This is a genomic window from Pseudomonas sp. F-14 TE3482 (assembly GCF_053629455.1).
In genome coordinates this window covers 4939493-4966263 of the sequence record NZ_JBRJII010000001.1, presented here as the reverse complement: position 1 = coordinate 4966263, position 26771 = coordinate 4939493, and the positions used below count along the sequence as shown (strand labels likewise).

Below are 26771 nucleotides of genomic sequence, written 5' to 3'. Positions count from 1 at the left end.
CATCCCCATACGCTGGACTAACTCGAATGAGTCGCGTTGGGCTATAACCTTTGACACACTTTATTTGTAGTAGGGAGCATCAGTACATGCAACTCGGGATTATTGGACTGGGCCGCATGGGCGGTAATATTGCACGGCGCCTGATGCTCAACGGACATACCACCGTTGTTTACGACCGCAATAGCGCCTTTGTCGATACCCTGGCTGAAGAAGGCGCCACCGGTGTTGCCGATTTGCCAGCCCTGGTCGCTGGCCTGGCCAAACCACGCGCGGTGTGGGTCATGCTGCCCGCCGGCGCACCGACCGAAGACACCATCGACACCCTGAGTACCTTGCTTGAAGCGGGCGATACCATCATCGATGGCGGCAACACCTTCTATAAGGATGACATCCGCCGGGCCAAAACCTTGTCGGAAAAAGGCCTGCACTACATTGACGTCGGCACCTCCGGCGGCGTCTGGGGCCTGGAGCGTGGCTACTGCATGATGATCGGCGGTGATGCCGACACTGTTAAGCGTCTTGACCCGCTGTTCGAAACGCTGGCCCCGGGCATGGGCGATATCCCGCGCACCAAGGATCGCCAGTCCGATGACGATCGCGCCGAGCGCGGTTACATCCATGCAGGCCCGGCTGGTTCTGGCCACTTCGTGAAAATGATTCACAACGGCATCGAATACGGAATGATGCAGGCCTTCGCCGAAGGCTTTGACATCCTCAAGACCAAAGCCAGCACCAACCTGCCGGAAGATCAGCGTTTCGACCTGAACGTTGCCGACATCGCCGAAGTCTGGCGTCGTGGCAGCGTGGTGTCGTCCTGGCTGCTTGACCTGACCGCCGACGCACTGGCCAGCGATCCGAAGCTCGACGGCTATTCAGGCTCGGTGGCTGACAGCGGTGAAGGTCGCTGGACCATCGAAGCGGCCATGGAGCAATCGGTACCGGTACCGGTGCTGTCGAACTCGCTGTTCTCGCGCTACCGTTCGCGCGGGCAAGGCACCTTTGGCGACAAGATTCTCTCGGCCCAGCGCTTCGGCTTCGGCGGCCATGTGGAGACCCCGAAAAAATGACCCATGTGATCCGCAGGAAATCCAAGGCAGAACCCGCACCGCCTACCACGCTGTTTCTGTTCGGTGCCCATGGTGATCTGGTCAAGCGCTTGCTGATGCCGGCGCTGTACAACCTGAGTCGCGACGGTTTGCTGGGGAATGGACTGCGGATCATCGGCGTTGATCACAACGCTATCAGTGACGAAGCCTTCGCCAAAAAGCTCGAAGATTTCATTCGGGTGGAAGTGGCGGCCAAGGTTGGCAAGGGCGATCAAGCCCTTGATCCGGCGTTGTGGGCCAAACTGGCCAAGCACATCAGCTATGTCCAGGGCGACTTCCTTGACGAACGCACCTACGAAGCGCTGGCGGCGAAAATCGCCGACAGCGGCACGGGCAATGCGATTTTCTATCTGGCCACCGCGCCACGCTTTTTCAGCGAAGTGGTGCGGCGTCTCGGTGCTGCCGGATTGCTGCAAGAAACCCCCGATGCCTTCAGAAGGGTGGTGATCGAAAAGCCTTTCGGCTCTGATCTGCATACCGCAGAAGCCTTGAACGCGTGCTTGCTCAAAGTGATGACGGAAAAGCAGATCTACCGGATCGATCACTATCTGGGCAAGGAAACCGTGCAGAACATTCTGGTCAGCCGGTTCTCCAACAGCCTGTTCGAAGCCTTCTGGAACAACCATTACATCGACCACGTGCAAATCACCGCCGCCGAAACCGTCGGCGTGGAAACCCGTGGCAGTTTTTATGAGGTCACCGGCGCCCTGCGGGACATGGTGCCCAATCACCTGTTCCAATTATTGGCGATGGTGGCCATGGAACCACCGGCTGCTTTTGGCGCCGATGCGGTACGCGGCGAAAAAGCCAAAGTTGTCGGCGCGATCCGCCCCTGGTCGACCGAGGAAGCGCGAGCCAACTCGGTGCGCGGCCAATACACCGCCGGCGAGATTGGTGGCGAGCCGCTGCCCGGTTATCGCCAGGAAGCCAATGTGGCGCCCGACAGCACGACCGAAACCTATGTCGCGCTCAAAGTCATGATCGACAACTGGCGCTGGGTCGGCGTGCCGTTCTACCTGCGCACCGGCAAGCGTATGAGCGCGCGCGACACCGAGATTGTCATTTGCTTCAAGCCGGCGCCGTATGCGCAGTTCCGCGACACCGAGGTCGATGAGTTGCAGCCGACCTACCTGCGGATCCAGATTCAACCCAACGAAGGCATGTGGTTCGACCTGCTGGCCAAGCGGCCGGGGCCGGCGTTGAACATGGCCAATATCGAGCTGGGTTTTGCCTACAAGGATTTCTTCGAGATGCAGCCATCGACCGGCTATGAAACCCTGATCTACGACTGCCTGACCGGCGATCAGACGCTGTTCCAGCGCGCCGACAACATCGAGAACGGCTGGCGCGCCGTGCAGCCATTCCTCGATGCCTGGCAGCAGGACGCAACGGTGGAGAACTACGCGGCCGGCGAAGACGGACCTCAGATTGCTGATGAGCTGCTCACCCGCGACGGCCGCGTCTGGCACAGCGTCGGATGAGTGAGATAACGCAACAGCCCATCCGTTTTCTGCTCAGCGACATGGACGGCACGTTACTGCTCCCTGATCACAGCCTCAGTCAGCGCACGATCGAAGCGGTCCGCGCCTTGCGCGAGGCTGGCGTACTGTTCAGCCTGGCCACCGGGCGTCCGCCCAAAGCCATGCTGCAGCAGATCGAGGCCCTGGGTGTCGATCTGCCGACGGCGGCCTTCAATGGCGGCACCCTCGTAAACCCGGACGGCAGTGTGCTGGTTGCACATTATTTGCCGGCAACGGCGGCGCTGACGGCGCTGACATTGTTTGCCGATCAGCCGGACATTGAAGTCTGGGTGTTCAGTGGTGGCGATTGGCTGTTGAAAGATCCGTACGGCCCGATGGTTCCTCGAGAACAGCATGGCCTCGGCTATCCGCCGGTGGTGGTCGAGAATTTCGAGCCTTACCTTGCACGTATCGACAAAATCGTCGCGGCCAGCAACAACGCCGAACTGTTGATCGCACTGGAAGCGCAGTTGCTGCCCAAGGTCGAAGGGCAGGCGCAGGTTTCGCGTTCACAACCGATCTATCTGGACGTGACGGCGATGCTGGCTAACAAGGGCGAGGCATTGGCGACACTGGCGGAGTTTCTCGGGGTGTCATTGGAACAGACCGCCGCCCTGGGTGACGGTGGCAATGACCCGGCGATGTTTCACCGGGCCGGGTTGGCGATCGCCATGGGGCAGGCGGAAGAGGCGGTGAAGCGTCAGGCCGACGTGGTGACCGGAGCCAATACCGAAGACGGCGCGGCCCAGGCGATCGAGCAATACATCCTCCCTCGATAACGACACAAAACCAATGTGGGAGCGGGCTTGCTCGCGAAGAGGCCGTCACATTCAACATCGTTGTTGAATGACATATCGCCTTCGCGAGCAAGCCCGCTCCCACATTTGGCCGGTGTTACAGCCAGTAGCTCACCGCATACCAGCCCAACACGCCCATCACCACGGTATAAGGCAGCGCCATCCATACCATCCGCCCGTACGACAGGCGAATCAGCGGTGCAATCGCCGAGGTCAGCAGGAACAGGAACGCCGCCTGACCATTGGGCGTCGCCACGCTCGGCAGGTTGGTGCCGGTATTGATCGCAATCGCCAGGGTTTCAAACTGTTCGCGGCTCATGTGACCGGCGAGGAACGCCTGTTTCACTTCGGTGATGTAAATGGTCGCCACGAACACATTGTCGCTAATGGCCGACAGCAAGCCATTGGCAATAAACAACATGCCCGGCTGTTGACTTGTCGGTAGCGCCAGCACCCACTGGATCAGCGGTGTGAACAGTTGCTGGTCTTGAATCACCGCCACCACTGCGAAAAACACCACCAGCAGCGCCGTGAACGGCATGGCATCCTTGAAGGCGTTGCCAAGGCGATGCTCATCGGTAATGCCCGTGAATGCGGTGATCAGCACGATCACCATCAAACCGATCAAGCCGACTTCGGCGACGTGAAACGCGAGGCCGGCAATCAGAATCAGCGCTGCCGCGCCCTGAACCATCAACGCAGCGCGCTGACGTGCAGTGCGTGCGGCGTTGTCTTCGGCGGCGTAGTTGGCCAGCACCGTACGCACGTTGTCCGGCAGCAGCGTGCCATAGCCGAACCAGCGCAGTTTCTCCAGCAGTACGCAAGTCACCAGACCCGCTGCCAATACCGGCAACGACACCGGTGCGACCTTCAAAAAGAATTCGGCGAAGTGCCAACCCATTTCATGGCCGATCAACAGGTTCTGCGGCTCGCCAACCAGCGTGCACACACCGCCCAACGCGGTGCCAACCGCACCGTGCATCAGCAGGCTGCGCAGGAAGGCGCGGAACTGTTCGAGATCGGCGTGATGGAGCGTGGGCAAGTGCCGGTCATCGCTGATTTCGCTGTCCTGACGCGGATCGCCACCCGAGGCGACGCGGTGATACACCGAATAGAAACCCACCGCCGCACTGATAATCACCGCAGTCACGGTCAACGCATCGAGAAACGCCGAGAGAAACGCGGACAGGAAACAGAACATCAACGCCAGCAGGGCCTTGGAGCGAACCCCCAACAACAAGCGCGAGAAGAGAAACAGCAGCAGGTCTTTCATGAAATAGATGCCTGCCACCATAAACATCAGCAGCAAGATCACCGGGAAGTTGTGCACCAGCTCATCATAGAGCACCTGGGGCGTGGTCATTTTCAGCAGCAATGCTTCGACCAGTAGCAACCCGCCGGGCATCAACGGATAACACTTGAGCGCCATGGCCAGGGTGAAAATAAACTCCAGCACCAATAACCAGCCGGCCGCCACCGGACCGACTGTCCACAACACCAGAGCGTTGAGAATCAGGAAGCCGACAATGCTCGCCTTGTACCAACGAGGTGAGTGCCCGAGAAAATTATGCGCGAAGGCTTGGGCCATTGAACCAGACATCGGCTACTCCTTGTATTAAGAAGCGCGCAAGTTGCCGTAAGAACAACAGAAGATCAAGTGCGGAAAATGACGTTGGCCTAACACCGATAACGCGCGACGACTGCGCGGCAGTTGCCGTCCAGTGAATAGCCGCCTATGACAATGCAACCGTTGGCCTGAATGGCCAATGAAGTGGCAGTATGCGAACCGCGACTCAGGTGTGTGCGACACCAGCCGATGCCCTTGGCAAAACTGCGATCCAGCTGTCCACTGGGTAAATATCGGGCAAAAACGAGATCAGCTTCGACCCCGCCGACTGTCGCTCCGACGGTCAGCACTCGCCCGTCCGGCTGAACCCCGGCGGCGGTCCAGTGGCAGTCGCTGCGGCCGACTCCCAATAGCTTTGGCTGGCCACCGTGGCAATGAAAATCCGGCCGGCCATTACTGTGAACTTTCAGAGACAGGCAGAGCATCGGGTCGCGACTGCTGCCAAAGCAATGCAAGTCACCGTTTTCATGCTGGACGATCTGGCAGACCCGAGCGCTGTGCTCGCGTGCCTTGAAGGTCATGAAACCATCCACGGCGAAGCGGTCGTCCAGCCGGCCATCCGGGTGATAACGCGCCAGCAGACCTTCCTCGGGAACATTGATTGTTCCGCTCACCAGGATCCGACCATCGCGCTGCACCATCAAGCTGCAGAGCCAGGTGTTCATTAACAGGTGCCGGACCATGACGAAACCACGGCCGTTGAAACTATCGTCCAGCGAACCGTCGGCGTTGAGTCGTATCAGCATGCCGGCGTGATCGGCCAGGTCGAAGTGATGATTGGCCAGCAGCAGGATTCGACCGTCGTCCTGCACGCAGACATCACAGGCTTCAGTGCCCGGCATGCCGCGCGGTAACCAGGCATCGCGAGCGCCCCGGGAAAGATCACCCGGCAGGCGCACCACGCAGTATCCATTGTCGCCAAACCCCTGGACCGGGCAGCCTTGCTGATCGAACATCGCCAGGGCAGGCAGCGTACGGTGAGCATTTTCGTAATGCAGGCCGGCCACCAGAATGTGCCCGTCGGCCAACACCCGCACTTTGCCGGCCATGGCTTCGAAGCCGTGGGCGAACTGCCCGCTGATGCTGCCTTGTTTGCCAAATGCCAGATCCGCCGAACCATCTGCAAGCAGACGGGCCAGGCCGAAGCGATGGCCGCCCGGCGTACCGACTTTTGCCGCCACCAGCAACCGGCCGACAGGGTCAATCGCAATGTCATTGGCCATGCTGGAGAGACTGCCGGAAAAATACACTTGAGTCTTGCCGGTGCCAGCGAAACTCGCATCGAGCCGTTCGGCGCCATTCACGGTTGCAGGTAAGGCAAAAGCAGTCTGGGGTGACATGCATGCATCTCCTTGCCAGTCGTCCTGATCCGGGTGCCCGGAAGGTGACCGCCTGAGTAAAACATTCAATCCCTGAATGACTCGGCGCACAACTGTTTTCATGAGCCGGAGGGGGGGCGTTTTGTGCCAGAACAGTGTCTTTTCGAACCACTGAAAAGCCTGCCAAGTAAACCGGCGGTTAGAAGTTGAAACAGGGGAGGGTTTGCGCAGCTGACTGTAGAAAATCGTCAACTAAAAAGAAGGGGGCGCGGATTGCCGGAAGGCAATCCGCGAAAACATTTAGTGCGGCATGGACCATGATTGCAGTGTGTAACCTTCCTGGCTCAACTCGGCACGGGCTTCTTCCAGCACATGTTCAAGTTGCGCCGGATCGGAGTAGGCGCTGCTTGGAATTTGTTTGCGGCTGATGCGCGTGTTGGTGCGATCAATGATGGCCAGGTTTAGTTCGCTACCGTCTTGTAGAGCCCAGGCCACGCATTGAAAGGGTTGGAATGCGCGGTCGGCAATCAAAAGTGCTTCGTTGATACGGAGCGGGGCGTTCATGGGATCTTCTCTCTATATGCCCAAACAAGTGATGTGCCGTCGGTTGGGCTTACCGTTCGGCTGGTTACTTGTACTGATGTCCGCAACCGGGGTTTAGGTCACACACAATCGAAAGAAATTTTAACTTTCTTTGATTGATTCGATATTCAGGCCGTTTCTGAAAGCTGAATGAAAGGTTTAACCCGTTAGGCAACTAACCAACTGACTTCTTATAACTAATAAGCAAACAACCCTATAAGCAATCGATACAAGCTCGCGTCAAATTCTTGCTAGTGTTACATCGAAGCCCGCCAAATGACTGTTTTTACTAATATTTCCTAAATTTGGCGTCAAGGAACAGTCATGATCGAAGCGCCTGCCTTACGACGTCTTTTAGTAGTGGATCCTTGCGACGACTGCCACCGCTTGTTGCCGGGTTTACGCGCCGTTGGATGGGATGTTGACAGCTGTACGCTGGAAAACGCCACTGAACGAACCTGCGATGTTGGCCTGTTGCGTTTGCAGCCCTTTCATCTGGAGCGCCCGGAAGCCGTCAAGGAATTGATCACCCGTAGTGGTACCGAGTGGATTGCAGTGCTGAATCAAGAAGTCCTGCGATTACAAAATGTCGGAGACTTCGTCTGTGAATGGTTTTTTGACTTCCATACCCTGCCGTTCGATGTCTCACGGGTTCAGGTCACTCTGGGCCGAGCGTTCGGTATGGCACGCTTGCGCGGCCAGGGCACGGTTCATATCGATCAGCCTGAACATGAACTGCTCGGCGACAGCAAACCGATTCGCGAACTGCGCAAACTGCTGAGCAAACTGGCACCCACCGAATCCCCGGTGCTGATTCGCGGTGAAAGTGGGACCGGCAAGGAGTTGGTCGCTCGCACGCTGCATCGACAATCCCAGCGTCACAGCAAACCGTTCGTGGCGATCAACTGCGGGGCGATCCCCGAGCACTTGATCCAGTCCGAACTGTTTGGCCACGAGAAGGGCGCCTTTACCGGCGCTCATCAGCGCAAGGTCGGGAGGATCGAGGCGGCTAACGGCGGAACGCTGTTTCTCGATGAAATCGGTGATTTGCCCTTGGAACTGCAAGCCAATCTGCTGCGCTTCCTGCAGGAAAAACACATTGAGCGTGTAGGGGGCCACCAGCCTATTCCGGTGGATGTGCGGGTATTGGCGGCGACGCACGTCGACCTGGAAGCGGCCATCGAGAAGAAACGCTTTCGCGAAGATCTTTACTACCGCTTGAACGTCCTGCAAGTCATCACCGTGCCGCTACGCGAGCGCCATGGTGATCTCTCGATGTTGGCCAATCACTTTTCCCATTTCTACAGCCATGAAACCGGTCGTCGTCCGCGCAGCTTTAGCGAAGACGCGCTGATCGCCATGGGTAAGCATGACTGGCCGGGCAACGTCCGCGAGCTAGCCAACCGGGTACGGCGGGGGCTGGTTCTGGCCGAAGGACGGCAGATCGAGGCGCGAGACCTGGGGTTGCTCAGTCAACACGCCACCGCTTCGCCGATGGGCACCCTTGAAGACTACAAGACCCGCGCCGAGCGTCAGGCGTTGTGCGATGTGTTGAACCGGCACAGCGATAACCTGAGTGTCGCCGCCAGAGTTCTGGGGGTGTCGCGGCCGACTTTTTACCGATTGCTGCATAAGCACCAAATCCGCTAGGGCGGGTGAAACGAAAAGGCCCGCTGCGACTTCCATCGCAGCGGGCCTTTTCCATGGGGGTGAAACGGTTAAAAGTAGTACGGGAATTTCAGGCTGAAAGAAAAGTCCGGCGAGTCGTCGGTCAGGCCGATGGCGAGGTTGGGAACGATCGTCAGGTTATCGGTCGCGGCCAGGGTCATGCCGATGTTGAAGTTGGCCGAGTTGTAATCGCTGTTGGAAATCGATTGCCAGTCGCCACCGTCCGGCTTGATCTTGCTCTTGCTGGCAAACTGATCGGTGAACGAGAACGACATGCTCATCTTCTCGTTCAAGGCGAAGGCAATACCGGCGCCGATCTGCCAGGAATCCCCCAGTTTCACATCCCCGGGCACCTTGGAGTTGACCTGAGGGCTGATGTCGCTGAAAGAGTCTTCCATGTTGTAGGTGTAGGCCAGGCTGCCGAACAGTACGGCCGGGTCGAAGCTCTTGACCAGTGAGAGACCCGGAGTGATCGACCAGACACCATTGCCGGTAGGCAACTCCTCGGGTACCGAGAGGTTATCGTTGTTCGGGTCATTGACCAGCTTGATGCCGTAAGGGTCTTCACCGGTCGGCGCCTTGACGCGCAGTGTAAAGACCGCGTCGGGCAGATTGGCCGACTCATCCAGAAACTTGTAGGCAACGCCAACGTTGATATCGCCGATGGTCGGGTCGCGGGTCACGGTTGCGTCCGACGTCACCGGGCCTGCGCCACCGGCGCCACCGGAGGAATACGTTGATTCGCGATACACCACGGGGACGTTAATGTCGAACTGCCAACGTTGTGCCACGTTGTAGCGGGCGGTCAGGTCCAGGGTCCAGTTATCCGCCTTGATACGGTCGAGGTTGATGTTGCCAAGGAAAATCGAGTCCAGTGCCAGAAAGCCGTTGAGTACCAATGCACGGGTATCGTAGTGCGTGTACGTCAGACCGGTCTCGAAGCTGAACTTGCCGCCACCGAAGAAGCCGCTGGCTTCGTCATACAGGTTGGAAACGCTTTGCGCAGGCTGCGAATCATCCTTGAGCGATTGGCCGTATGAACTGCCCGTGGTTCCCGGCGCACCGGCAGCCACTGTCTGACCACTGCCGGGCGTTTCTGCGGGGGATTTGGTCAGGCGTTTGGGGGCAGGCGTCGCAGGTGTTTCTTCGACTTGGCGAATGCGCTGCTCGAGTACCATAAGCGCGTTCTGTTGTGCTTCGTAACGCTGTTTCAACTCCATGAGTTCTTGTTTTAGTGCTTCGACCTGGGGGTCCGGTGCTGCGTACAACAGTGGGACCGGGGCCAGGCTACTCAAACAAACGATAGCTCTGAACGTCAACGATCGGTGCATGGGTTAGCCGTCCCTTCTGACTACATCGGGTGACACTGAGCGTAGATCAGAATCCTTGAGTGCGAAGACCTTTGAGCTGATCCAGGTTGCCGTTCAGCGACCCGGCTGCCGCGTTGTCACGCAGCACGACATTGAGTGACGTGAGGTTGTTGACCTGGTTACCACCACCGAGCAACGTCGTGTTCTGCATCAGCCCGCCTTGGGCCAGGCGTTGTTCGGTGCTGCCCTGGTTGTTGTTGGCCACGATGTTGAGTTGCATACCCGTAGAGGTCGAGGAAACGCTCAACGCGCCCGCGCCATTGGCGCCGACCAACGTCGAGCCTGCGGCCAACGCCTGGCCCTGCTGTTGCGTTGCTGGCGCCTGGCTCGCCTTTGTGACGTTGATCTGAACGTTGTTGTAGGCACTGTTATGGTCGCCGGCAGCACGCACGACTTGAGTGACGCCTTCGGTGCTGTTGAGGCCATTGCCGCCAGTGACGGTGCCGGTGCCTTGCGAAGTCGTTGAGCCATTACCCTTTTCATTGATCATCGATACATAGAACTGTGGCTTGATGGTCGATTGTTGAATTTGCATCGAGGACGTTGCCCCGATCACTTCACCGTTGGCATTTTGCCAAGTGCTGGTCATGACAATGCCGAAACTGATGATCCGCCCCGGCATGACATAGCGCCCGCGCAGGGTCGCCAATTCCTGATCCTTCAGCTCAATGGGTTTGAACGTCTGTGCCTGGGTCGGGAGGCTGGCGGCCAGGCAAACCACGGCCAGCCAGAGTGGAGTCTTCATGTGATGCTCCCGGAGCGTCGTGCTCCTTGTTATCAGAAGAAGTCGCTTTGAATGAAGCCGAAATCCATCAATTCTGCGTCTCGCACCGGAGTGAAGGCGTTGATGCGGTTCTTGGCGGTCAGTGGCATGGGTGGGTCGAGCAATGCATTGGCTTTGTCGTAGCCTTGGCCGATGACCGCAAAGATGATGCCGTTCCAGCCTTTTACAAAGTCGTCAACTTTGTAGCGTTTATGACCGAGTACCGGATCTCCGATATAGACCCAGCCCTTGTGAACTCTTTGCATGACCACAAAATGTTTGTAGCCACGGATATCCAGAAGCACCACAACCGGAATTCTGATGTCGCTCAACGTTTGCGGCGCTACCCGGTAGCCACGTGCCCGCATGCCGATACTTTCCACGTAGCGCTTCATGTCGAGCATGGAGAAGCCCTGGACACGGACAAGGTCTTGATCGGAATGTGCCAGCATGCCTTCGATGATCTGTTCTTCATTCACGTCCAGCCAATAGGCTTGGCGCAATATGGTTGCCAGCGCAGCTGCGCCGCAACTGAAGTCGGTTTTCTGTTGCACCAGGTCGGCAAACTTACGCTCGCGAATGCTCTGGATCGGCTTGTACACCACCGCGCCACCCGGCAGGACGGACAGCGGCATTTGTGCAGCCTCGCTCACACTGGCCACGCACAGCAAAAATGCCAAAGCAATAATGCGCATGGAAGGACGCCTTCTGGTTGTGTTGAAACAGGCCCCCGTAAGGGGGCCTCCAGAGACAGCAATTAGAACGAGTTGTTGGAAATGGCCAACGAGTTGCTTTGTTGGTTGCCCACACCCGCAGCCACGTTGACGCCCAGGTTGCCACTGCCACCATTTACCGAGCCGTTCAGGGTTGCGGTGTTGGTTACAGGGTTGGCCCAGCCAGTTGGAGTCAGCACTTGATAGGAATAGGTGTTGCTCAAATCAAAAGAACTGCTCTCGCTGTAGCTTTTCGATTTGTCGTACGAAGATTCGGACTCTTTACTGCCCGATTTTTCGAACGAGGAGGCCGACGAGCTCTCCCACGACTTATCGAACGATCTTTCGAACGAGGAGTCGCTCGATCTTTCACGCGATGCGTCGAAATCTGCATCGATCGATGCGTCAACCGATACGTCGACAGTCCTGGTGCGGGTGCGATCGCCATTGCCATTGTTCCAGGTAACAGTTCTGGTGGCATTCGCAGACGCGTCCAAAGCAGCGCTCAAAGAAGCACTGCGGCTGGAGCTGCTGTCCGAGCTTCTGAAGCCGCTCGCATCGGAGCTTCTGGAACCACTCGCATCAGCGCTCCTGGAACCACTCACATCGAAGCTCGAAGAAGCGCTTTTGTTGACGCTCAAATCGGAAGACTTGTCGCGAGAGGAACTACCGCTGGCCGTTGTGGTAACGGTTATCGTATCCAGGCGAGTTGTCCGATCGGCGTTGTTATTCACTACCAGGCCAGGACCTTGTTGATCGGCAGAAGCGGTGGCTATTGCGTTACCGAGCGGGGCATTGGTGTTGGCAATGGCCATGGTGTTTTTCTGTTGGTTAAGGTCGCCGCCAGCAATGTTGATACCCATATTGCCGCTGCCACCATTCCCCGATCCGTTCATCACGGCAGAGGCTGTACTACCGAAGTTGTTGACTCTGTTGTTGTTGCTGTATTGCGTGACGTCGGCGGTGGCTTCAGCAGTGCCGAACACGAAGCTGTTGTCCTGACTGGAGTTTGAGGCAGCATTGGCGATGGCGGACGCGTTGTCTTGTTGGTTGCCACTACCTGCCGCCACGTTGACGCCGACGTTACCGCTGGCGCCTGTGGCAGAGCTGCTCATCTCGGCTTCGTTGATAGTCCCTTCATTACGGATGCGGTTGCCGGTACTGCTCTGGTTATCCCACGCATTGGCCGTCGCATAGACAGGGATCTTTGTTGGAGGAGGGGGTTTATGACCATGGTGGTGGTCATTGTCACGCCAATCGTTCTGCCCAGCTTGTACAGCAACAGCCATGACCGCAGCAATTGCGAAAACCAGAGGCTTGAGTGCCATCGAAGGTTTCATGGTGATTCTCCGTACTTATTTTAGGTTAAGTGTTGTGTCTACCTGTTTGGATCAATCCGTGACCCGTACGCTCAGGGTGTTGGCCATTCGGTTTCCCACCCCGGAGCTCTGATTCAACTGGATCACCCCACGGCTACCGGTGAAGGCCTGATCGCTGGTAGCGACCTGGCGATTGCCTGGTGCAGAGTCAGTTGGATCGGAGTTGTGGATCAGCGTCACGTTCTGCTGCATGAGGACGCTGTCGTCGATACTTTGCGGCTGTGTACTGATACTTATCCGCAGGGCATTGGCTTGCTGGTTGCTGGCGCCTGCGCTCTGGTTGACGCCCAGTACGCCGTTGCCGTGGCTGAAGGAGTTGCCTTGAATGCTGGATCGAGCATCGATCCTGGGGTCGACCTGCGTACGCAGCCGTTGGCGAATCTGTGTGGTAGCACTGGCGTTGTTGCCAATGGCGATGGCCCGGGCGTTGGCTTGTTGCTGCTGATCGCCCGCCGCCTGGTTGACCGAGAGGTTGCCCTGGTGCTGCATGCCCGAACCGTCGATTTCGGCGTTATTGATGACGGGAGGCTGGGCAAAGGTCGATGCACTGCAAAACAGGGCCAACAGCAGCAGCGTACGATTCATCTCAACGGTCTCCCGTTACAACTCTCAGAGCACCCAGACCTTGCTGGACATTTGAATTGACCATGTTGGCAATACCGTTGCCCGAGTTTCCCGAACGTCCAGCGGGGAGGTTGGAAAGCTGGGTCTGGTTGGTGATATTGCCGCCCAGGTTGTTGTGGGTGCCTTGAGTGACCAGGCGGGAGATACCGGCACCGCTGGCGACGTTGGCGAAGTCGCCGTCGCTCAACTCGTTCGTTTGCCTGAGGACTTGTCTGGACGGGTTGGCATTGGCGGTCGTGGGGCTAGGGTCGGGAATCACCGGTGCACGCGTTGCCATGCGCGGTTGGACATCACGTTTGATAATAATGATGCCGTTGTCAGCCTGTACGGGCAGGCTGACACTTGAGCCCAGTGCACATCCGATCAGTAGCAGGCTAAAGATGCTGTTATCAAATGTCCCCACGGCGGCAATTCCTTCTTTGATGTGGGCGGGTCCCAATCAACGTTTCGAAGGAGCGAGCGAAAGCTGTGCCGGTTTTCGATTGTCGTTTTGATTCAGAGGGTTATCGATCAACGCTAGTGGATCGATGAAAGGGTGTTTCAGGTCTGAGACAGCCAGTGGGAGGGCAATATTGATAAGAGATTGCAATAGCACTGGATCCAAGCTTTATGGCGGGATGTATCAGCGTTCTAACACATCGCATGACAAGACGATGACCGGCGTTGAAATGGGTTGTTCGAGAGGGGACGGTGTTTCAGAAGCGGACGTATTTGCAAAAATACTGCAACAAATGCTGGAGGCGTGTGCAAGCCAGTCAAGTCAAGCGCAATCCCTGTGGGAGCGGGCTTGCCCGCGAAAGCGGTGTGTCAGGCGACATCAATATTGACTGTGCCGCCGTCTTCGCAGGCAAGCCCTCCACAGGGATCTGGGTGTTGTCCGGCTCAGCGCCCGAGCAGCAGCGTGACCGCTTGCAATGCCTGAAGCCGGCGTTCGGCCCAATCGCCCTGAAGCACTTGAACAGGTTGTCGATGCTGCTCCAGCCATGCTTGAGTCGCGTTGAAAAAAGCCCGGCGTTCCTCCAACTCGGGCTGACACCGTTGACCGTCATCGGTCCAGTCGACTTGTTCGGGCGACAGCAGCAAGTGCAAGTCATAGTGTCGAGCCAGCAGTGCTTGCTCGAGCCAGGCCGGGCAATCGCCAAACAGGGTTTCGCTCCAGAGCATATTGCTCAACAAGTGAGTATCGAGAATCAGCAACGACGGCCCCAGGGCGCGGGCGTCGTCCTCCCATTGCAGCTGACCGCGAGCGATTTCGGGAATATCGGCCGGGCAGGTGTCGCGCGCCTCCTGGTCAATGAACCAGCGCACGTATTCGCCCACCAGAGCGCCGCCGAATTGCTGTTGCAGTTCGGCGGCCAGCCAGCTCTTGCCACTGGACTCAGGCCCCGTCAGTACCAGAACTTTCATGTGCGCAACGCCGGATCGGTGCGCCATGTCCGCCAGCCATGCACTGCCAGCAGTGCGAACGCCCCATACAGGCCCGCGGTCAGGTACAGCTCTTTGTAGATGAACAGGCCAACAAAAATGATGTCCAGCGCGATCCACAGCGGCCAGCATTGCAGACGTTTTTGCGCCATCCATAACTGCGCCACCAGGCTGAAACCGGTCAGTGCCGCATCGAGCCAGGGCTGCGCGGCATCGGTCCAGTGGGCCATCGCGGAGCCCAGCAGCAAACTGCCGACTGCGCCGACGGCCAGTCCGAGCGCAACGGATTTGCCATCGAGCAGGCTGACATGCCGCTTGCCATGAGTCGCGGTCCCCTGGGTCCACTGCCACCAGCCGTAGATCTGCAAACCGGCGTAGATCACTTGCAGCAGCATGTCCGAATACAGCTTCACTTCGAAAAAGATCCAGCTATACAGCAGCACCATGACCAGCCCGATCGGCCAGCACCAAGGGTTCTGTTTGACCGTCAACCAGACGGCAATCACGCCGAGGGCGGCAGCAAACAGTTCAAGCCCGGACATGGAGGTTCCTTGGTGTCGTAAAAATGAGGGGGCGAATTGTACCCGGATTGCGGGGGAATGGGCTTGTTGTGGGGAAGGGGGGCTTGCCAATGCCAGTCAATGAAACGCAATCCCTGTGGGAGCGGGCTTGCACCGCGAAAGCGGTGTGTCAGGTGGCATCGATATTGACTGTGCCGCCGCCATCGCGGGCAAGCCCGCTCCCACAAGGGACAGCGGGAATGCCGGGACGCAGTTACACCCGAAACTGCTTCAGCAACCCGTTCAACTGCTCGCTCAATTCCTTGAGATGAACGCTGGCCACGCTCGACTGCTCGGCCGCCAGTGCCGTGCTGTGGGACAAGCCTGCGGCCTGGGTCACGTTCTGGTTGATGTCTTCCACCACATGGGCCTGTTGCAAGGTCGCACTGGCAATCGAAGCGTTCAACCCATTGAGATTGCGCAAGGCCTGGCCGATGGCATTCAGGCTGGCGCCGGCCAGGCCGGCCTGCTCGATGGTCAGTTGCGAGGCACGGCTGCTGTCGCCAATCACCTTGACCGCCGCTTCCGAATGGCTTTGCAGGCGTTCGATCATCGACTGGATTTCCGCCGTCGACTTTTGAGTACGCTGGGCCAACAGGCGTACTTCATCGGCGACCACCGCAAACCCGCGACCTTGCTCGCCGGCTCGGGCGGCTTCGATGGCTGCGTTGAGGGCCAGCAAGTTGGTTTGTTCGGCGATGGAGCGGATCACTTCCAGAACGCTGCCGATTTGCGTGCTTTCGGCGGCCAGCGTACGAATCACTTCAACGGCTTGATCGATGGTCGACGACAGCTTGTCGATCTGCTGCAGGCTGCCGTCGATATTGACCTGGCCCTGTTGCGCCTGAGACTCGGCATTGCGCATTTCACTGGCCGCGTGTTCGGCATTCTTGGCCACATCCTGCACGCCGTAGGTCACTTCGTTGATCGCGGTCGCCACCAGCTCCATTTGTTGGGATTGTTGCTGGCTGCGTTGCTGGGCTTGCGCGGCATCGTTGCCCAGTTCGCTGGAAGACTGGCCGAGCGCGCCGGCGGACACCTGCAACTGACTGATCACCAGGCGCAGTTTCGCGGTGAAGGCGTTGAAGTGTCGGGCCAGTTGCGTGACTTCGTCCTGACCGTGGGTATCGAGGCTGCGGGTCAGGTCGCTTTCACCGCTGGCAATGTTGGCCATGGCGTTCACGGTTTCCTGGAGCGGACGCACGATGCTGCGGGCAATCATGATCACCAGCAGGGCCATGATCAGCGCAATCACCAGCCCCACAAAAGAGGCCTTCCAGACTTGGGCATGAAACTCGGCCTGCATGTCATCGATGTACACGCCGGAACCGATCACCCAACCCCAGGGCTCGAACAGTTTCACGTAGGAGGTTTTTTCCACCGGCGCGCTGGCGCCCGGTTTCGGCCAGCGGTAATCGACCATGCCGGCACCCTTGGCCTTGGCGATGGCGACCATCTCGTTGAACAGCGCGAAACCGTCGGGGTCGCGGATCGTCGAGAGATTCTGACCTTCAAGTTTCGGATTGGTCGGGTGCATGACCATGACGGGCGTCAGGTCGTTGATCCAGAAATAATCGTTCTGGTCGTAGCGCAAACCGCGCACGGCGGTCAGTGCCTGTTTTTGCGCGGCATCGCGGGTGAGGGTGCCGGCAGTTTCCAGGCCGTGATAGTAGGTGAGGATCCCGCTGGCGGTCTGCACCACGTGCTGGGTCTTTTGGGCCTTGGCCTGATAGAGGTCGTCGTGAATCTGCTTGAGCATCAACACGCCCAACGTCAATAGCATCACCACGGCCACGATCAAGATGAGCCACAAGCGTCGGCTGATCGACACACTGCGCAAGCTGTTCATAACGCGGTTACTCCGGTTTCTTGTTCTTGTAATAAACGATCGCCAGCATCCAATCACACTTTGCCGATCGGGCCTATCCGACTCAGGTCCTATTACGCGGCAGCGTAAACGAGGCTTGTCTGATAGGATTTCGGCCCCGCACGGGAAAACCTGAGCCCAAGTCTTTTTTTCACGCAATTTTTACCGTTTTGCGTGGATCTTGTGCGCGCGGGGATTCAGCTAAGGTTGATCGCAGTTAACGCTTATAAATTATTAACGGAGCATGCCTGGGGGCATTGTTTCTTGGGGGATTGATGGATCTTTGGACGGCCTTTCAGGCATTGATTTTAGGCGTGGTGGAAGGGCTGACGGAGTTCTTGCCCATTTCCAGTACCGGGCACCAGATCATTGTGGCGGACTTGCTCAATTTCGGCGGCGAGCGCGCCATGGCCTTCAATATCATCATTCAGCTCGGCGCGATCCTGGCGGTGGTCTGGCAGTTTCGCCGCAAGATCTTCGACGTGGTCATTGGCTTGCCGACGCAGCCCAGCGCTCGGCGTTTTACCGCGAACCTGTTGATCGCTTTCCTGCCGGCGGTGGTGTTGGGGGTGATTTTCGCCGACTTGATTCACGAGTACCTGTTTAACCCGATTACCGTGGCTACAGCATTGGTCGTGGGCGGGGTCGTGATGTTGTGGGCCGAACGTCGCCAGCATGAAGTGCATGCTGAAAGCGTCGATGACATTACCTGGAAAGACGCTCTCAAAGTCGGCTTCGCCCAGTGTCTGGCGATGATTCCGGGGACTTCGCGTTCCGGTTCGACGATCATTGGCGGCTTGCTGTTCGGGTTGTCGCGCAAAACGGCCACCGAGTTCTCGTTCTTCCTCGCCATGCCAACCATGGTCGGGGCGGCGGTGTACTCGGGCTACAAATACCGTGACCTGTTTGTGCCGGCTGATTTTCCGGTATTTGCCATCGGGTTCGTCACTGCCTTTGTCTGCGCGATGATTGCTGTCCGGGGGCTGCTGATCTTCATTGCCAGTCACAGCTACGCGACATTCGCCTGGTACCGCATTGCGTTCGGTCTGCTGATCCTGGCCACCTGGCAATTCGGTTGGGTCGACTGGACAGCGGTCAAGCCATGAGCGATTCCAGTGCGCGCAACAACAACCCCGGGCGCAAGTCCGGGGGCGCCATTCAGAACCTGCGGCTGAAACTGCTGGTGTTCGTTGTGCTGTGCGCAGTGCCGTTGTTTGGCTCGGTGTCGATGTGGCTGCGCGGGGTGTCGGTGATTCCCCTGGCGGCCTATGGCATCGTCAGCGTGCTGGCGTTTTTCCTGTACTGGAGCGACAAGCACAAGGCCCGCGCCGATAGCTGGCGCACGCCGGAGAACGTCTTGCACGCGGTGGAGTTGGCGGGTGGTTGGCCGGGCGCCTTGCTGGCCCAGCAAGCGTTTCGGCACAAGACCCGCAAAGTCTCGTTCCAGTTGGTGTTCTGGCTCATCGTGCTGATGCACCAGGTGTTCTGGATCGATCAGCTGTTTCTGGGCGCTAACCTGTTTGCATTGTTTTAAAGCACTTTAAAGCAGCAAGCCGACCTGCGTGCGGTTGGGCAACTTGCTCACCACCAGTTGGTGGGAACGTTGCAGCAAGCCTTGCAGCTCTTCGGTGCCCAGCGGGTAGGGCGTTTCCATGATGACCCACTGGGCCCGGGCCAGATACGGCGCCGGGTGAATGCCCGGCCGGTCGCAATGGCCCAGGAACAAGTCCTTGTCGACCTTGAACGCCAGGGACTGTCCCCGCAGGTTCTGCAAGGCAAACATCTTGTTCCCGGCAATCGAAAACACCCGCACGCCACCCCACTTGTAATCCTCCCGCGCGCCGGGCAACGCCAGGCAGTATTGCGCGACATCCTCTTCGCTCATTCGTCCCGCTTTCATAACAGTCTGTCCCCGCAAACATTGAATGATTCGATCAAATGATCGATCCAGGCGCGCACCGCCGGCATCACCCCGCGTCGATGAGGGTAGACGGCTTGCAACCAGCCGCCCGGCAATGACCAGTCGGGCAATAGTTGCACCAGCGAACCGTTTTCCAGCTCTTGCTCGCAATACATCATGGGCAGCATGGTAAAGCCCTGGCCGTTGAGGGTGCAGGCTTTGCGCACGATGAAATCTTCGCAGCCCAAACGCGCCTCAAGGCTCAGGTCGTAGTTTTTGCCCTGTTGATCAAGCATGCGGATGTGCACCATGCGATCGGCCTCCAGAGCGCCGAGCACGGGCAGATTTTTCAGGTCTTCGGGGTGATTGATTTCATGGCCGAGCAAAAATGCCGGGCTGGCAACCATCAGCATCTGAGCCTGACGCAGGCGACGGGTCACCAGCAATGGATCTTCATCACCCAGATCCCGCACTCTCAAGGCAACGTCGATGCCCTCGTTGATCAAGTCAACCCGACGATTGAGCAGCATGACTTCCAGTTGGACCTGGGGGAATTTCTCCAGAAAATTACTGATCACCCCAGGCAGCATTTGATGGGCCAACCCTACGGGGCAGGACACTCGCAAGCGCCCCCGGGGTTCGCTGGACATGCTGGCCACCGCTTCGTCGGCCATTTCGGCCTCCAGCAGCATCGCCTGACAATGGCGCAAGTAGCGCTCGCCCACGGCGGTGAGGTTGAGTTGGCGGGTTGTGCGTTGCAGCAGGCGCGCGCCCAGGCGTTCTTCCAGCTCAGCAATGCGTCGCGACAATCGCGACTTGGGAATCCCCAGTAAACGCCCGGCTGCAGCAAAGCCACCGGCTTCGACCACTTTGGCGAAATAGTAGAGGTCGTTGAGGTCTTGCATCGATTTAATACTCGACTGTTCTATCAGTGGGACGAACTATCGCATTGTTACCGACTAATCAGCCATTGCTTTCGTCGGTAGGATTGTTTCCATCAGATCGCCCGGTGGCGATCCTCACCTTGGAGATCCCACATGAAATTACTGCATATCGATTCGAGCATTCTGGGTGACAACTCGGCTTCCCGTCAGCTGAGCGGCGAAGTCGTCAAAACCTGGCAATCTGCCGAGCCTGACGTTGTGGTGACTTACCGCGACCTGGCCGCCGATGCCATCAGCCATTTCTCCGCCTCCACCCTGGTTGCCGCCGGCACTGCCGCAGAGCTGCGCAACGCCGCGCAACAGCACGAAGCCGATCTGAGCGCGCAGGCCCTGGCCGAATTCATCGCTGCCGATGCCGTCGTGATTGCCGCACCGATGTACAACTTCACTATTCCGACCCAACTCAAGGCCTGGATCGACCGCATCGCCGTGGCCGGTCAGACTTTCCGCTACACCGAAGCTGGCCCTGAAGGCCTGTGCGGCGGCAAGAAAGTCGTGATCGTTTCCACTTCCGGTGGTCTGCATGTCGGTCAGGCGACCGGTGTTGCGCACGAAGATTATTTGAAAGTGCTGTTCGGCTTCCTGGGTATCACCGACATCGAGTTCGTCCGCGCCCATGGCCTGGCCTATGGTGATGAAGTGCGCACCAAAGCCATGAGCGATGCTCAGGCGCACATCAGCGAGCAACTGTTCGCCGCTGCGTAAGGCTTGCATAAAGTCGTAAACAGCCTCGGGCAATACCCCTGAAACTCTGTATTCTGGTCATCGTGATGGCCAGGTACGGAGTTTTTTGTTTCTGGCGGTAATCAGTTTCTGGCCCAGGTTATGCAACCGAGGCTTAACGTCTGCGGTCAGGTAATAAGGTGGGGGCATCCCATGGCACGTCTTTGTGCAACGCTACTGATTTGCCTGCTCGGCAGCCTGAATTCAGTGCATGCCGCGCCTGCGCCGCATCCTCACTGGAGCGTCGGTTTCCATGAGATGACCTTCCTCGATCCACTGGATTTGCAGCCGATGCGCGCCATCGCGTTTTACCCGTCCAGTGAAAAGGAACATTCCAGCACGCTCGAGGGCTATACGGTCGAAGCGGGTGAAGACACCAAAGTCGCCATCGGACGTTTCCCGATGCTGATGCTGTCCCACGGCAACACCGGAACCCCGCTGGCCCTGCACGACCTCGCCACCTCATTGGCGCGAAAGGGCTTTGTGGTGGTGGCGGTGATCCATCCCGGCGACAACTCCAAAGACCACAGCCGCCTCGGCACCTTGAGCAACCTTTATGGTCGGCCGATCCAGATTTCCGAAGCCATTACCGCGACTTTGGGCGACCGGACGCTCGCGCCTTTCGTCAATGCCGAGCAGGTCGGGGTGATTGGCTATTCGGCGGGCGGTGAGACTGCACTGATTCTGTCCGGCGCCACCCCGGATCTGGATCGTCTGCGCCGTTATTGCCAGGAGCGCCCGGATGATCACGATGCCTGCAACACGCAAGGCGAACTGATCGTCGACCGCGACGACTTGCAGCCAGTGGCAGACCCGCGCGTGCATGCCTTGTTGCTGATGGCGCCGCTGAGTCTGAAGTTCGGTCGCCATACCCTGGCCGACGTGCATGTGCCGGTGCTGCTTTACAGCGGTGATGGCGACAAACTGGTGGCGTTCGACAAAAACGCCGCAGCGCTTGCGCGCAAACTGCCAACCGCACCGGACTTCAAATTGCTGGCCGGGGCAGGGCACTTCGTGTTCCTGGCGCCGTGCAACGAAGAACAGATCGCCGCCATGCCGGCGCTGTGTACCGATGCCGACGGCGTCGACCGCAAGGACATTCACCGCAACATGATTTCCGAAGCCGGACGGTTCTTCGCCCATGCCCTGGGCAAGCCCACCCGCGCCGGGATGCAGACCGCCGATCAATAATTTCCCCCACAAGGGATTGCAGGTGTCAGGTCATTGCGCGGTGTTTCAGCAGCAGGGTCAAACCAAGTCCGGTGATCGACAACATCGCCGCACTAAAGAAAATCCACGAATACCCCAGGTTCAACGCCACCGCGCCCATCAGCGGTCCGGCAATCGCCAGCGCCAGATCGAAAAACACCGCATAGGCGCTCAAACCCGCTCCGCGGCTGGAATTGGGCACTTGCTTGATCGCTTCCACCCCCAGCGCCGGATACACCAGCGACAGACCGAACCCGGTCAGCCCAGCGCCGATCAAGGCATAACCCGTCGAGGGCGCCAGCCACAGCAAGACCAGCCCCACGGTTTCAATGGTCATGCAGGCGATGGCGGAGGTGAAGCCACCGAAACGGCTGATGCTGGAGATGAACAACAGCCGCGCCAGAATGAAACAGACCCCGAATACCGTCAGGCAGTAAGCCGCGCCGGTCCAGCCAAGGCTGACGTAATACAGGGTAATAAAGGTAGTGAGCGTGCCGTATCCGATGGACGCCAGGCTCAGGCTCGCGCCGAAGGGGGCAATGCGCCCGAACACCGCCCAGAACGGCAGGCGCTCGCCGCGAATCACCGGCACCGACGGTTTGTTGCGGATCAACAGCAGCGCCAGCAGGGCCAGTAACGACAGCGCGATCCCGAGGCTGGCGAACCCTAGTTCAGCGACCATCACGACCCCCAGTGGCGCGCCGATGGCGATGGCGCCGTACGAGGCGATGCCGTTCCAGGAAATCGAACGCGCCGTATGCTCGGCACCGACCTGGCCCATGCACCAACTGATCGTGCCGACCCCGATCAACCCTTGGGCGATGCCCAGCAATAAGCGGCCAGCGATCAGGATGATCAGGCTCAACAACGGCCAACCTTGCAGCAGGGTCGACAGCCATGTCAGAACGCCGCTCAACGCAATCCCCGACAAGCCGTAAACAATCGCCCGCTTGGTGCCGATGCTGTCCGACAGACGCCCGGCCATGGGCCGGCTGAGCAGGGTGGCCAGGTACTGAGAACCAATGGTCAGCCCCGCCACGATGGCGCTGAACCCCAACTGTTCATGGACATACCCGGGCAACACGGCAATCGGCAGACCGATGCAGAGGAAGGCAATAAAGGTATAGAAAACGATGGAGACGATCTGCAGAGTGATCGCCATGGAGCTTTGCGGGGGCAGTTGCTGCACAGACATGAGAGCTCGTTCGCGGGCGGCGGTAGGAGAACGGCATCATGGCGTGGGTATGAAATAAAAGAAAGCAGGCTAACGATGTGGATTGCAGATCAGCATAAGCCTTCAGTATTTACATCGCTTGTGAGGGACTTCGCGAGCAGGCTCGCTCCCACAAGGGGTAGCGGCGTACACAGAATTTATGTTCACTGGAGATCAACTGTGGGGAGCCTGCTCGCGATGGTCTCAGCACCAAGACCCTTTGGATCTGAAATGCAAAAAGCCCCGTCACCAGGACAGGGCTTTTCAATTGAACTTGCAGCCGTCTTACATCAAAACACCCTGACTACGCAGGTAGTCGTCATAGGTGCCGCTGAAGTCGATCACGCCATCGGCGCTCAACTCGATGATGCGAGTGGCCAGGGACGATACGAACTCACGGTCGTGGCTGACGAAGATCAGCGTGCCCGGGTAGTTCTCCAGCGCCAGGTTCAGCGCCTCGATGGATTCCATGTCCAAGTGGTTGGTCGGTTCGTCCATCACCAGCACGTTCGGCTTTTGCAGGATCAGCTTGCCGAACAACATGCGACCTTGCTCACCACCGGAGATGACCTTGACCGACTTGAGGATTTCATCGTTGGAGAACAGCATCCGGCCGAGGGTGCCGCGAACCAGTTGCTCGCCGCCCTGGGTCCATTGACCCATCCAGTCGAACAGGTTGCAGTCGTCTTCAAAGTCGTGTGCGTGGTCCTGGGCGTAGTAGCCCAATTCCGCGGCGTCGGTCCACTTCACGGTACCGGCATCCGGGGTCAATTCGTTGACCAGGGTGCGCAGCAGGGTGGTTTTACCGATACCGTTCGGGCCGATGATCGCCACGCGCTCGCCGGCTTCAACCTGGAAGCTGAAGTCCTTGAACAGCGGCTTGCCGTCGAAGCCTTTGGCCATGCGCTCGACGATGACCGCCTGACGGTGCAGCTTCTTGGTTTGTTCGAAACGGATGAACGGGCTCACACGGCTCGAAGGCTTGACTTCGGCCAGTTGGATCTTGTCGATCGCCTTGGCGCGGGAGGTCGCTTGCTTGGCTTTCGAGGCGTTGGCCGAGAAGCGGCTGACGAACGATTGCAGCTCGGAAATCTGCGCCTTCTTCTTGGCGTTGTCCGACAGCAATTGCTCGCGGGACTGGGTCGCCACGGTCATGTACTCGTCGTAGTTGCCCGGGAACAGACGCAGTTCGCCGTAGTCCAGGTCAGCCATGTGGGTACACACGCTGTTCAGGAAGTGACGGTCGTGGGAGATGATGATCATCAGGCTGGAGCGCTGGGTCAGAATGTTTTCCAGCCAGCGGATGGTGTTGATGTCCAGGTGGTTGGTCGGTTCGTCGAGCAACAGCACTTCAGGATCGGAGAACAGTGCCTGCGCCAGCAACACGCGCAGTTTCCAGCCCGGGGACACTTCGCTCATCGGGCCAAAATGCTGCTCGATGCCGATACCCAGACCCAACAGCAATTCACCGGCGCGGGATTCGGCGGTGTAGCCGTCCATTTCGGCGAATTCGGTTTCCAGTTCGGCCACGGCCATGCCGTCTTCTTCGGTCATTTCCGGCAGCGAGTAGATGCGGTCGCGCTCGGCCTTGACCTTCCACAGCTCTTCGTGACCCATGATCACGGTGTCGATCACGGTGAATTCTTCGTAGGCGAACTGGTCCTGGCGCAATTTACCCAGACGCACGTTCGGCTCGAGCATGACCTGGCCGCCGGACGGCTCGAGGTCGCCACCGAGGATTTTCATGAAGGTCGACTTGCCGCAACCGTTGGCGCCGATCAGGCCGTAGCGGTTACCGGCGCCGAATTTGACCGAAACGTTTTCGAATAGCGGCTTGGCGCCGAACTGCATCGTGATGTTAGCTGTGGAGATCAATTACTTTACCTATCAATGGGTTGCGAGCTGCGCATTTGGCGCTTGGGCCATTCCTGGGACATTCTGGAGTTTCTCTCCATCTCTTCCCAGTCACCGCTAGAGTTCAACCAGCGCGCATAAGTCGAGAGCAGCATCTGGACGCGGTGTCCAAGCTGTTGGGCAAAAAGGCGGGATTCATGCCAGACATTGCGCATATTGTCGCATATGTGTGACGGCAGTTGTACGGTGGGCGATAACGTGTCGCAGGCTTCTTCAAGGTTCGGTCCCGGTTTGTGCAGAACCGGGGGCTGGCTGGGAGGTCGTTCATCCTGGATAGGCCGGGGAGCGTAGAGCTGCCTCGATGTTATTTTTGTTCAGCGTTGTGTTCGGGACACTTGGCGTGGCTCTGGGTAAAGTCAGCACCGCTTGCCCGGCCTCGTGTGTTTCAGATGGATTACTGAATGGCCAGCACTTGGTCAGGGTGGGCACCTCTTCAGATTCGTCTCTCCATACCACGCGTGACAGCAGAAAGTGGGGAGGGGTCTATTCTTCTTCGTCAGGGCTCGGGTTTCCGGGCGTGCTGGCGCTTCGTCTTGCAGATACTCTTCCTGGTTCTTGCCCAAGACGCGCTCCTCGCCCGCCGTTACGCTGGAAAGCAGGCAACGTGAGAACGCAAATGGCCTCTCATCATGGGTGGGATCAAAATGAAACTGATTTTGGTGATGCTTGTTGTGGGTCTGTTGGCTTGGAAGTTTTCCCCTGAACTACAGTCCTGGGCTACGGCTCAACTATCGAATCCCAAAGAAATCGCTACAGTCGTGACTGCGCCGAAGCCTGTTTCAGCGCCATTCAAATGTGATGGGCGCAAATATTGTTCACAGATGACCTCGTGCGCAGAGGCCAAAAACTTTCTGCAAAATTGCCCAGGAATGAAAATGGACGGCGACAACGACGCAATCCCCTGTGAGTCGCAGTGGTGCCAATGACTATTTGCCGCTCAGCGACAGGCTTAATGATTTAAGAAAAAATTTTAAATGGGGGCGTTTTGAAACCCGATTTTCTGACTGAACGTCTGGCTTGCCGCACGCTGAACAGCGTGCGACAAGCCAGACTGACCCGATCGGGATCTAAAGCAAATAACCAGCGGCTTGTCCGGGATGGTTGTCCTGCCCTCCAGTAATGAGGTGCAGTGGAATGTGTTGTTGGTCATCGATAGACGGGATTTCGAAACTTCCCACTATTTGAAGGTGCCGCTCACTCAGCCCGGTCGACTCTTCTTCTTTTGCCTTAGCCATTCTCGCGTGGTTCGCTGCGATTTCATTGAGAGTTGACACGTTACATCTCCCGGTGACTGACCAAGCGTATCGCTGGAGTCCTAAGCGTTGATTTAATTGCCGCCGCGTCAGAATTATGTCGCTCTGGGGCTGCTAGGTCGGCCTTTGCAAAGCCTAAGCCAGACGGGGCCGCGTATTGAGTGTCGTGTTTACATATTCGACGGATGGTGGTATGGCATGGGGCTACTATCGGGAGAGCGGTTCGCATTACCGGCCGAGCCGCGCTACTAATAACGTGGACACATTTTCACAGTTGAAGGTTAACTATTAGTTA

Annotated in this window: 26 protein-coding genes and 1 pseudogene; 9 read left to right on the top strand and 18 right to left on the bottom strand. The window is 58.1% G+C overall.

What is annotated here, in order from left to right; translation table 11 throughout:
- Positions 1-86: 86 nt before the first annotated feature.
- Genes gnd through AB7M26_RS22290 form a run of 3 tightly spaced genes read left to right on the top strand, consistent with a single transcriptional unit; the run spans position 87 to position 3405 of the window.
- Positions 87-1067 (top strand): phosphogluconate dehydrogenase (NAD(+)-dependent, decarboxylating), encoded by a 981-nt coding sequence (gene gnd, locus AB7M26_RS22300; protein WP_123496772.1) that lies wholly within the window; start codon positions 87-89, stop codon positions 1065-1067.
- Positions 1064-2587, top strand: coding sequence for a glucose-6-phosphate dehydrogenase (zwf, locus tag AB7M26_RS22295; protein WP_123496770.1), 1524 nt, complete (start codon positions 1064-1066; stop codon positions 2585-2587). The genes gnd and zwf overlap by 4 nt, the downstream gene beginning before the upstream one ends.
- Positions 2584-3405, top strand: a complete 822-nt coding sequence (locus AB7M26_RS22290) for an HAD family hydrolase (protein ID WP_123496768.1) — start codon at positions 2584-2586, stop codon at positions 3403-3405. Before zwf ends, AB7M26_RS22290 begins: the two co-directional genes overlap by 4 nt.
- A gap of 115 nt (positions 3406-3520) precedes the next feature.
- Here the strand turns inward: AB7M26_RS22290 and nhaB are convergent, their stop codons facing one another.
- From nhaB to AB7M26_RS22275, 3 genes are all read right to left on the bottom strand, one after another.
- Positions 3521-5023, bottom strand: a complete 1503-nt coding sequence (gene nhaB, locus AB7M26_RS22285) for a sodium/proton antiporter NhaB (RefSeq protein ID WP_123496766.1) — start codon at positions 5021-5023, stop codon at positions 3521-3523.
- A gap of 77 nt (positions 5024-5100) precedes the next feature.
- Positions 5101-6390, bottom strand: coding sequence for an NHL repeat-containing protein (locus AB7M26_RS22280; protein ID WP_123496765.1), 1290 nt, complete (start codon positions 6388-6390; stop codon positions 5101-5103).
- A gap of 279 nt (positions 6391-6669) precedes the next feature.
- The gene (locus AB7M26_RS22275; protein ID WP_123496763.1) at positions 6670-6933 is read right to left on the bottom strand and encodes a hypothetical protein; all 264 of its coding nucleotides are present in this window, start codon (positions 6931-6933) and stop codon (positions 6670-6672) included.
- Positions 6934-7275: 342 nt separating this feature from the next.
- Here AB7M26_RS22275 and AB7M26_RS22270 point away from each other — a divergent pair, with 342 nt between their 5' ends.
- Positions 7276-8601 (top strand): sigma-54 dependent transcriptional regulator, encoded by a 1326-nt coding sequence (locus AB7M26_RS22270; RefSeq protein ID WP_123496761.1) that lies wholly within the window; start codon positions 7276-7278, stop codon positions 8599-8601.
- Positions 8602-8669: 68 nt separating this feature from the next.
- Here AB7M26_RS22270 and AB7M26_RS22265 read toward each other — a convergent pair whose 3' ends face one another.
- The 9 genes from AB7M26_RS22265 to AB7M26_RS22225 form a co-directional block, all read right to left on the bottom strand.
- Positions 8670-9950 carry a transporter gene (locus AB7M26_RS22265; RefSeq protein ID WP_123496759.1) on the bottom strand — a complete coding sequence of 427 codons (1281 nt, stop codon included), beginning with the start codon at positions 9948-9950 and terminating at the stop codon, positions 8670-8672.
- A 46-nt stretch (positions 9951-9996) separates the two neighbouring features.
- Positions 9997-10734 carry a hypothetical protein gene (locus tag AB7M26_RS22260; RefSeq protein ID WP_123496757.1) on the bottom strand — a complete coding sequence of 246 codons (738 nt, stop codon included), beginning with the start codon at positions 10732-10734 and terminating at the stop codon, positions 9997-9999.
- Positions 10735-10766: 32 nt separating this feature from the next.
- Positions 10767-11447: a C39 family peptidase gene (locus AB7M26_RS22255; protein WP_123496755.1), complete on the bottom strand. Its 681-nt coding sequence runs from the start codon at positions 11445-11447 to the stop codon at positions 10767-10769.
- Between the two features lie 62 nt (positions 11448-11509).
- On the bottom strand, positions 11510-12805 hold the full coding sequence (locus AB7M26_RS22250) for a heme utilization protein (RefSeq protein ID WP_123496753.1): 1296 nt from the start codon (positions 12803-12805) through the stop codon (positions 11510-11512).
- A 51-nt stretch (positions 12806-12856) separates the two neighbouring features.
- Positions 12857-13429 carry an adhesin gene (locus AB7M26_RS22245; RefSeq protein ID WP_123496751.1) on the bottom strand — a complete coding sequence of 191 codons (573 nt, stop codon included), beginning with the start codon at positions 13427-13429 and terminating at the stop codon, positions 12857-12859.
- A gap of 1 nt (position 13430) precedes the next feature.
- Complete coding sequence (locus AB7M26_RS22240; RefSeq protein WP_123496748.1) at positions 13431-13871, bottom strand: hypothetical protein; 441 nt, start codon at positions 13869-13871, stop codon at positions 13431-13433.
- A gap of 479 nt (positions 13872-14350) precedes the next feature.
- Complete coding sequence (locus AB7M26_RS22235; RefSeq protein ID WP_123496746.1) at positions 14351-14875, bottom strand: AAA family ATPase; 525 nt, start codon at positions 14873-14875, stop codon at positions 14351-14353.
- The gene (gene pnuC, locus AB7M26_RS22230) at positions 14872-15435 is read right to left on the bottom strand and encodes a nicotinamide riboside transporter PnuC (RefSeq protein ID WP_123496744.1); all 564 of its coding nucleotides are present in this window, start codon (positions 15433-15435) and stop codon (positions 14872-14874) included. The genes AB7M26_RS22235 and pnuC overlap by 4 nt, the downstream gene beginning before the upstream one ends.
- Before the next feature lie 232 nt (positions 15436-15667).
- The gene (locus AB7M26_RS22225; RefSeq protein ID WP_123496742.1) at positions 15668-17302 is read right to left on the bottom strand and encodes a methyl-accepting chemotaxis protein; all 1635 of its coding nucleotides are present in this window, start codon (positions 17300-17302) and stop codon (positions 15668-15670) included.
- 293 nt (positions 17303-17595) lie between these two features.
- On the opposite strand from AB7M26_RS22225, the gene AB7M26_RS22220 reads away from it, so the two are divergent.
- Both AB7M26_RS22220 and AB7M26_RS22215 read left to right on the top strand, forming a co-directional pair.
- Positions 17596-18426, top strand: a complete 831-nt coding sequence (locus AB7M26_RS22220; RefSeq protein WP_123496740.1) for an undecaprenyl-diphosphate phosphatase — start codon at positions 17596-17598, stop codon at positions 18424-18426.
- Positions 18423-18854, top strand: a complete 432-nt coding sequence (locus tag AB7M26_RS22215; RefSeq protein ID WP_123496738.1) for a DUF1294 domain-containing protein — start codon at positions 18423-18425, stop codon at positions 18852-18854. The genes AB7M26_RS22220 and AB7M26_RS22215 overlap by 4 nt, the downstream gene beginning before the upstream one ends.
- 6 nt (positions 18855-18860) lie before the next feature.
- Here AB7M26_RS22215 and AB7M26_RS22210 read toward each other — a convergent pair whose 3' ends face one another.
- Both AB7M26_RS22210 and AB7M26_RS22205 read right to left on the bottom strand, forming a co-directional pair.
- Positions 18861-19220 carry an MmcQ/YjbR family DNA-binding protein gene (locus AB7M26_RS22210; RefSeq protein WP_454238991.1) on the bottom strand — a complete coding sequence of 120 codons (360 nt, stop codon included), beginning with the start codon at positions 19218-19220 and terminating at the stop codon, positions 18861-18863.
- A complete protein-coding gene (locus AB7M26_RS22205) occupies positions 19217-20125 on the bottom strand; it encodes a LysR substrate-binding domain-containing protein (RefSeq protein WP_123496736.1) in 909 nt (302 codons plus the stop codon). Before AB7M26_RS22205 ends, AB7M26_RS22210 begins: the two co-directional genes overlap by 4 nt.
- A gap of 132 nt (positions 20126-20257) precedes the next feature.
- On the opposite strand from AB7M26_RS22205, the gene AB7M26_RS22200 reads away from it, so the two are divergent.
- Positions 20258-20869, top strand: coding sequence for an FMN-dependent NADH-azoreductase (locus AB7M26_RS22200; RefSeq protein ID WP_123496734.1), 612 nt, complete (start codon positions 20258-20260; stop codon positions 20867-20869).
- A 171-nt stretch (positions 20870-21040) separates the two neighbouring features.
- A complete protein-coding gene (locus tag AB7M26_RS22195) occupies positions 21041-22078 on the top strand; it encodes an alpha/beta hydrolase family protein (RefSeq protein WP_123496732.1) in 1038 nt (345 codons plus the stop codon).
- A 25-nt stretch (positions 22079-22103) separates the two neighbouring features.
- On the opposite strand, the gene AB7M26_RS22190 is transcribed toward AB7M26_RS22195, so the two are convergent.
- From AB7M26_RS22190 to AB7M26_RS22180, 3 genes and pseudogenes are all read right to left on the bottom strand, one after another.
- Positions 22104-23291: an MFS transporter gene (locus AB7M26_RS22190; RefSeq protein WP_123496730.1), complete on the bottom strand. Its 1188-nt coding sequence runs from the start codon at positions 23289-23291 to the stop codon at positions 22104-22106.
- Between the two features lie 303 nt (positions 23292-23594).
- Positions 23595-25184: an ABC-F family ATPase gene (locus tag AB7M26_RS22185; RefSeq protein WP_123496728.1), complete on the bottom strand. Its 1590-nt coding sequence runs from the start codon at positions 25182-25184 to the stop codon at positions 23595-23597.
- Between the two features lie 5 nt (positions 25185-25189).
- Positions 25190-25422 (bottom strand): annotated as a pseudogene (locus tag AB7M26_RS22180) (integrase); the annotation flags it as partial.
- A gap of 445 nt (positions 25423-25867) precedes the next feature.
- Between AB7M26_RS22180 and AB7M26_RS22175 the strand changes: the two are divergent.
- Complete coding sequence (locus tag AB7M26_RS22175) at positions 25868-26149, top strand: excalibur calcium-binding domain-containing protein (RefSeq protein WP_032830181.1); 282 nt, start codon at positions 25868-25870, stop codon at positions 26147-26149.
- Between the two features lie 141 nt (positions 26150-26290).
- Here the strand turns inward: AB7M26_RS22175 and AB7M26_RS22170 are convergent, their stop codons facing one another.
- On the bottom strand, positions 26291-26497 hold the full coding sequence (locus AB7M26_RS22170) for a hypothetical protein (protein WP_123496725.1): 207 nt from the start codon (positions 26495-26497) through the stop codon (positions 26291-26293).
- Positions 26498-26771: the final 274 nt, after the last annotated feature.

Bases quoted from the DNA above. Each gene is read 5' to 3' on its own strand.
- AB7M26_RS22280 (WP_123496765.1), bottom strand. From the start codon at position 6,390: ATGTCACCCCAGACTGCTTTTGCCTTACCTGCAACCGTGAATGGCGCC.
- AB7M26_RS22275 (WP_123496763.1), bottom strand. From the start codon at position 6,933: ATGAACGCCCCGCTCCGTATCAACGAAGCACTTTTGATTGCCGACCGC.
- AB7M26_RS22235 (WP_123496746.1), bottom strand. From the start codon at position 14,875: ATGAAAGTTCTGGTACTGACGGGGCCTGAGTCCAGTGGCAAGAGCTGG.
- AB7M26_RS22215 (WP_123496738.1), top strand. From the start codon at position 18,423: ATGAGCGATTCCAGTGCGCGCAACAACAACCCCGGGCGCAAGTCCGGG.
- nhaB (WP_123496766.1), bottom strand. From the start codon at position 5,023: ATGTCTGGTTCAATGGCCCAAGCCTTCGCGCATAATTTTCTCGGGCAC.
- AB7M26_RS22265 (WP_123496759.1), bottom strand. From the start codon at position 9,950: ATGCACCGATCGTTGACGTTCAGAGCTATCGTTTGTTTGAGTAGCCTG.
- AB7M26_RS22210 (WP_454238991.1), bottom strand. From the start codon at position 19,220: ATGAAAGCGGGACGAATGAGCGAAGAGGATGTCGCGCAATACTGCCTG.
- AB7M26_RS22255 (WP_123496755.1), bottom strand. From the start codon at position 11,447: ATGCGCATTATTGCTTTGGCATTTTTGCTGTGCGTGGCCAGTGTGAGC.
- AB7M26_RS22245 (WP_123496751.1), bottom strand. From the start codon at position 13,429: ATGAATCGTACGCTGCTGCTGTTGGCCCTGTTTTGCAGTGCATCGACC.
- AB7M26_RS22260 (WP_123496757.1), bottom strand. From the start codon at position 10,734: ATGAAGACTCCACTCTGGCTGGCCGTGGTTTGCCTGGCCGCCAGCCTC.
- zwf (WP_123496770.1), top strand. From the start codon at position 1,064: ATGACCCATGTGATCCGCAGGAAATCCAAGGCAGAACCCGCACCGCCT.
- AB7M26_RS22220 (WP_123496740.1), top strand. From the start codon at position 17,596: ATGGATCTTTGGACGGCCTTTCAGGCATTGATTTTAGGCGTGGTGGAA.
- pnuC (WP_123496744.1), bottom strand. From the start codon at position 15,435: ATGTCCGGGCTTGAACTGTTTGCTGCCGCCCTCGGCGTGATTGCCGTC.
- AB7M26_RS22200 (WP_123496734.1), top strand. From the start codon at position 20,258: ATGAAATTACTGCATATCGATTCGAGCATTCTGGGTGACAACTCGGCT.
- AB7M26_RS22225 (WP_123496742.1), bottom strand. From the start codon at position 17,302: ATGAACAGCTTGCGCAGTGTGTCGATCAGCCGACGCTTGTGGCTCATC.
- gnd (WP_123496772.1), top strand. From the start codon at position 87: ATGCAACTCGGGATTATTGGACTGGGCCGCATGGGCGGTAATATTGCA.
- AB7M26_RS22195 (WP_123496732.1), top strand. From the start codon at position 21,041: ATGGCACGTCTTTGTGCAACGCTACTGATTTGCCTGCTCGGCAGCCTG.
- AB7M26_RS22250 (WP_123496753.1), bottom strand. From the start codon at position 12,805: ATGAAACCTTCGATGGCACTCAAGCCTCTGGTTTTCGCAATTGCTGCG.
- AB7M26_RS22205 (WP_123496736.1), bottom strand. From the start codon at position 20,125: ATGCAAGACCTCAACGACCTCTACTATTTCGCCAAAGTGGTCGAAGCC.
- AB7M26_RS22270 (WP_123496761.1), top strand. From the start codon at position 7,276: ATGATCGAAGCGCCTGCCTTACGACGTCTTTTAGTAGTGGATCCTTGC.
- AB7M26_RS22190 (WP_123496730.1), bottom strand. From the start codon at position 23,291: ATGTCTGTGCAGCAACTGCCCCCGCAAAGCTCCATGGCGATCACTCTG.
- AB7M26_RS22290 (WP_123496768.1), top strand. From the start codon at position 2,584: ATGAGTGAGATAACGCAACAGCCCATCCGTTTTCTGCTCAGCGACATG.
- AB7M26_RS22175 (WP_032830181.1), top strand. From the start codon at position 25,868: ATGAAACTGATTTTGGTGATGCTTGTTGTGGGTCTGTTGGCTTGGAAG.